Raw genomic sequence first — 5,010 nt, 5'->3', positions numbered from 1 at the left:
GTGGATTTGGTAATATAACTGAGCACGGCGCGGGAAAGCGCTGAGCGAGATCTTTGAAAACTGAACAAGAACAAACCTGAAAGAAAAAGGAAACGTCAATTTCGGTAAAAGAGAAAACGATGTCAGAGGACATCTGAAAGAGCTAAATCAAATGGAGAGTTTGATCCTGGCTCAGGATGAACGCTGGCGGCATGCCTAATACATGCAAGTCGAACGGACTAAAGAGAAAAGCTTGCTTTTTTTGGAAGTCAGTGGCGAACGGGTGAGTAACACGTAGGTAACCTGCCCATGTGCCCGGGATAATTTCTGGAAACGGAAACTAAAACCGGATAGGTAGGGATCTCGCATGAGGACCTTATTAAAGGGGCTGCGGCCCTGAACATGGATGGACCTGCGGTGCATTAGCTGGTTGGTGGGGTAACGGCCTACCAAGGCGACGATGCATAGCCGACCTGAGAGGGCGAACGGCCACATTGGGACTGAGACACGGCCCAAACTCCTACGGGAGGCAGCAGTAGGGAATTTTCGTCAATGGGGGGAACCCTGAACGAGCAATGCCGCGTGAGTGAAGACGGTTTTCGGACTGTAAAGCTCTGTTGTAAGAGAAAAACGGCCGACATAGGGAATGATGTCGGAGTGATGGTATCTTACCAGAAAGTCACGGCTAACTACGTGCCAGCAGCCGCGGTAATACGTAGGTGGCGAGCGTTATCCGGAATGATTGGGCGTAAAGGGTGCGTAGGCGGTACGGTAAGTCTGTAGTAAAAGGCGGCAGCTCAACTGTCGTAGGCTATGGAAACTGTCGAACTAGAGTGCAGAAGAGGGCGATGGAACTCCATGTGTAGCGGTAAAATGCGTAGATATATGGAAGAACACCAGTGGCGAAGGCGGTCGCCTGGTCTGTAACTGACGCTGAAGCACGAAAGCGTGGGGAGCAAATAGGATTAGATACCCTAGTAGTCCACGCCGTAAACGATGAGAACTAAGTGTTGGGGGAATAACTCAGTGCTGCAGTTAACGCAATAAGTTCTCCGCCTGGGGAGTATGCACGCAAGTGTGAAACTCAAAGGAATTGACGGGGGCCCGCACAAGCGGTGGAGTATGTGGTTTAATTCGAAGCAACGCGAAGAACCTTACCAGGCCTTGACATCCCCGGCGAAGACATGGAGACATGTTGGAGGTTATCCGGGAGACAGGTGGTGCATGGTTGTCGTCAGCTCGTGTCGTGAGATGTTGGGTTAAGTCCCGCAACGAGCGCAACCCTTGTGATATGTTACTAACAGTAAGATGAGGACTCATATCAGACTGCCGGTGACAAACCGGAGGAAGGTGGGGATGACGTCAAATCATCATGCCCCTTATGGCCTGGGCTACACACGTACTACAATGGCGGCTACAAAGAGCGGCGAACCCGCGAGGGGGAGCGAATCTCATAAAGGTCGTCTCAGTTCGGATTGAAGTCTGCAACCCGACTTCATGAAGTTGGAATCGCTAGTAATCGCGAATCAGCATGTCGCGGTGAATACGTTCTCGGGCCTTGTACACACCGCCCGTCAAACCATGGGAGTTGGTAATACCCGAAGCCGGTGGCATAACCGCAAGGAGTGAACCGTCGAAGGTAGGATCGATGACTGGGGTTAAGTCGTAACAAGGTATCCCTACGGGAACGTGGGGATGGATCACCTCCTTTCTAAGGAGAAAGAGTGTAGTTAAAAGAAGTTTCCCGATCAGGACAGTGTTCTTGTTTAGTTTTGAGGGATCTCGGAAGAGAGAACTCAGAATCGATCTTTGAAAACTGAACAACATGAAGAAGACATAACAGAAAAGGTCTAAACGAAAGTTGTAGACTAAGATTTTTAACGAGAAACAGTTAAAAAACAGTTCTTTGTAAGTGTGAAACATCTCGAAGAAAACACGAGAAGTAAGAAGAGAACCACTGATTAAGTAAGGAAGGGCGTACGGAGGATGCCTGGCCACTCCAGAGTGAAGAAGGACGCGCCAAACTGCGAAAAGCGTCGGCGAGCTGTAAGGAAGCGACGACCCGGCGGTGTCCGAATGGGGGAACCCGGCAGCCATCATCGGCTGTCATCCGTGACTGAATACATAGGTCATGGAGAGGTACCCGGGGAACTGAAACATCTAAGTACCCGGAGGAAAAGAAAACAAGAGTGATTCCCCGAGTAGCGGCGAGCGAAAGGGGAGCAGCCCAAACCGGTCCTTGGACCGGGGTTGTAGGACCGCGACACGGCAAGAACGAGGATAGGAGAACACGATTGAAAGCGTGACCGTAGAGGGTGCAAGTCCCGTAACCGAAATCCGAGTGAAGCCCAGCGGGATCCTGAGTACGGCGAGACACGAGGAATCTTGTCGGAAGCAGGCAGGACCATCTGCCAAGGCTAAATATCCAGGGAGTGAGCGATAGCGGACCAGTACCGTGAGGGAAAGGTGAAAAGAACCGCGGGAGCGGAGTGAAAGAGAACCTGAAACCGTATGCCTACAAGAAGTCAGAGCCCGTTAAAGGGTGATGGCGTGCCTTTTGTAGAATGAACCGGCGAGTTACGATGGACTGCGAGGTTAAGCGGGAAAACGCGGAGCCGAAGCGAAAGCGAGTCTTAATAGGGCCAAAGTAGGACATCGTAGACCCGAAACCGGGTGATCTAGCCATGAGCAGGTTGAAGTTGAGGTGAAACTCAATGGAGGACCGAACCGACCACCGTTGAAAAGTTGGCGGATGACTTGTGGCTAGGGGAGAAATTCCAATCGAACCCGGAGATAGCTGGTTCTCCCCGAAATAGCTTTAGGGCTAGCGTCGGAAAGAACTTGTGCGGAGGTAGAGCACTGAATGTGTGATGGCCCCATCCCGGGGTACTGAATACAATCAAACTCCGAATGCCGCATGAGATGTCCGGCAGTCAGACCGTGAGTGATAAGGTCCATGGTCAAGAGGGAAACAGCCCAGACCGCCAGCTAAGGTCCCGAAATACAGGCTAAGTGGAAAAGGATGTGGGGATGCCCAGACAACTAGGAGGTTGGCTCAGAAGCAGCCATCCTTCAAAGAGTGCGTAACAGCTCACTAGTCGAGTGACCCTGCGCCGAAAATGTACCGGGGCTAAGCCTGATACCGAAGCTGCGGATTTGAATCGAATTCAAGTGGTAGGGGAGCGTTGCATACAGGTGGAAGCCGTACCGTGAGGAACGGTGGACCGTATGGAAGTGAGAATGCCGGTGTGAGTAGCGAGATGTAGGTGAGAATCCTACACACCGAAAGCCCAAGGATTCCAGGGGAAGGTTCGTCCGCCCTGGGTAAGTCGGGACCTAACGCGAGGCCGAGAGGCGTAGTGGATGGCAAGCAGGCGGAAATTCCTGCACCCGTACATGGAGCGAAGGAGTGACGGAGAAGGCTAGTATGACCCTCTTAACGGATTGAGGGCGAAGCGGGGTACCTGATGGTTAGGCAAATCCGGCCATCGAAAGGGGAAGACGTGACAGGTAAGCGAACGTTTCGGCAAGTAGCGAAGCATATGAGGCCAGCTTCCAAGAAAAGCTTCTAAGCGTATGCATGTGCGGCCCGTACCAAAACCGACACAGGTGGGCAGGGAGAGTATCCCGAGGTGAGCGAGAGAACTGTTGCCAAGGAACTCGGCAAAATGGCTCCGTACGTTCGCAAGAAGGAGCGCTCATGAAGAGTGAGCCGCAGTGAAGAGGCCCAAGCGACTGTTTAACTAAAACACAGCTCTCTGCGAAGTCGCAAGACGAAGTATAGGGGGTGACACCTGCCCGGTGCCGGAAGGTTAAGAGGATCTGTCAATCGCAAGATGAAGCAGTGAGTTGAAGCCCCGGTGAACGGCGGCCGTAACTATAACGGTCCTAAGGTAGCGAAATTCCTTGTCAGGTAAGTTCTGACCCGCACGAAAGGTGTAACGATTTGGGCGCTGTCTCGGCAGCAGACTCGGTGAAATCTTAGTACCTGTGAAAATGCAGGTTACCCGCAACTAGACGGAAAGACCCCATGGAGCTTTACTGTAGCTTGGTATTGAACTTTGGTCATGCATGTACAGGATAGGTGGGAGACGAAGAGACGCGTACGCCAGTATGCGAGGAGTCGCCGTTGGGATACCACTCTTGTGTGATCGGAGTTCTAACCTGGTCCCCTGAATCGGGGATGGGGAGAGTGCCAGGTGGGCAGTTTGACTGGGGCGGTCGCCTCCCAAAGAGTAACGGAGGCGCCCAAAGGTACGCTCAGATTGGATGGAAACCAATCGGCGAGTGCAAATGCAGAAGCGTGCTTGACTGTGAGAGCAACAACTCGAACAGGGACGAAAGTCGGGATTAGTGATCCGGCGGTGCCGAATGGAAGGGCCGTCGCTCAACGGATAAAAGCTACCCTGGGGATAACAGGCTGATCTCGCCCAAGAGTTCACATCGACGGCGAGGTTTGGCACCTCGATGTCGGCTCATCGCATCCTGGAGCTGGATTCGGTTCCAAGGGTTGGGCTGTCCGCCCATTAAAGCGGTACGCGAGCTGGGTTCAGAACGTCGTGAGACAGTTCGGTCCCTATCTGTTGTGGGCGCAGGAGATTTGAGGAGAGCTGTCCTTAGTACGAGAGGACCGGGATGGACCTACCTCTGGTGCACCGGTTGTCGCGCCAGCGGCACAGCCGGGTAGCTAAGTAGGGAAAGGATAAGCGCTGAAAGCATCTAAGCACGAAACCTACTCCAAGATGAGATCTCCCATTCGCAAGAAGTAAGACCCCTTAAAGACGATAAGGTAGATAGGCCGGAGATGGAAGTGTAGCGATACACGGAGTTGACCGGTACTAATCGGTCGAGGACTTAATCAGAGATGTCTTGAGCATGTTGTTTAGTTTTGAGGGAGCGATCCTTCAAAAGAACGATCCGGTGACGATAGCGAAGTGGAACCACCTGAACTCATACCGAACTCAGAAGTTAAGCACTTCAGCGGCGACAATAGTTGGGCCTGCCCCTGCCAAGATAGCACGTTGCCGGGTC

At 52.6% G+C, this 5,010-nt stretch carries 3 rRNA genes; all 3 read left to right on the top strand.

The annotated features are described in order from the left end of the window. The first annotated feature begins 148 nt into the window (after nt 1–148). The 3 genes from ACTQX6_RS12465 to rrf all read left to right on the top strand — a co-directional run bounded on the left by ACTQX6_RS12465 (nt 149) and on the right by rrf (nt 5,009). Nucleotides 149–1,690: ribosomal RNA gene (locus ACTQX6_RS12465) — 16S ribosomal RNA — on the top strand. 248 nt (nt 1,691–1,938) lie between these two features. Continuing rightward, nucleotides 1,939–4,841: ribosomal RNA gene (locus ACTQX6_RS12460) — 23S ribosomal RNA — on the top strand. A 54-nt stretch (nt 4,842–4,895) separates the two neighbouring features. Next, nucleotides 4,896–5,009: ribosomal RNA gene (gene rrf / locus ACTQX6_RS12455) — 5S ribosomal RNA — on the top strand. Together the 16S, 23S and 5S rRNA genes form the textbook arrangement of a ribosomal RNA operon. Nucleotide 5,010: the final 1 nt, after the last annotated feature.

The organism is Faecalicoccus sp. LCP19S3_E2 (genome assembly GCF_052121255.1).
Classification (GTDB): Bacteria; Bacillota_I; Bacilli_A; order Erysipelotrichales; family Erysipelotrichaceae; genus Faecalicoccus.
The sequence above is the reverse complement of the archived record's forward strand: the minus strand, read 5'-3'. Positions and strand labels throughout refer to the sequence as shown.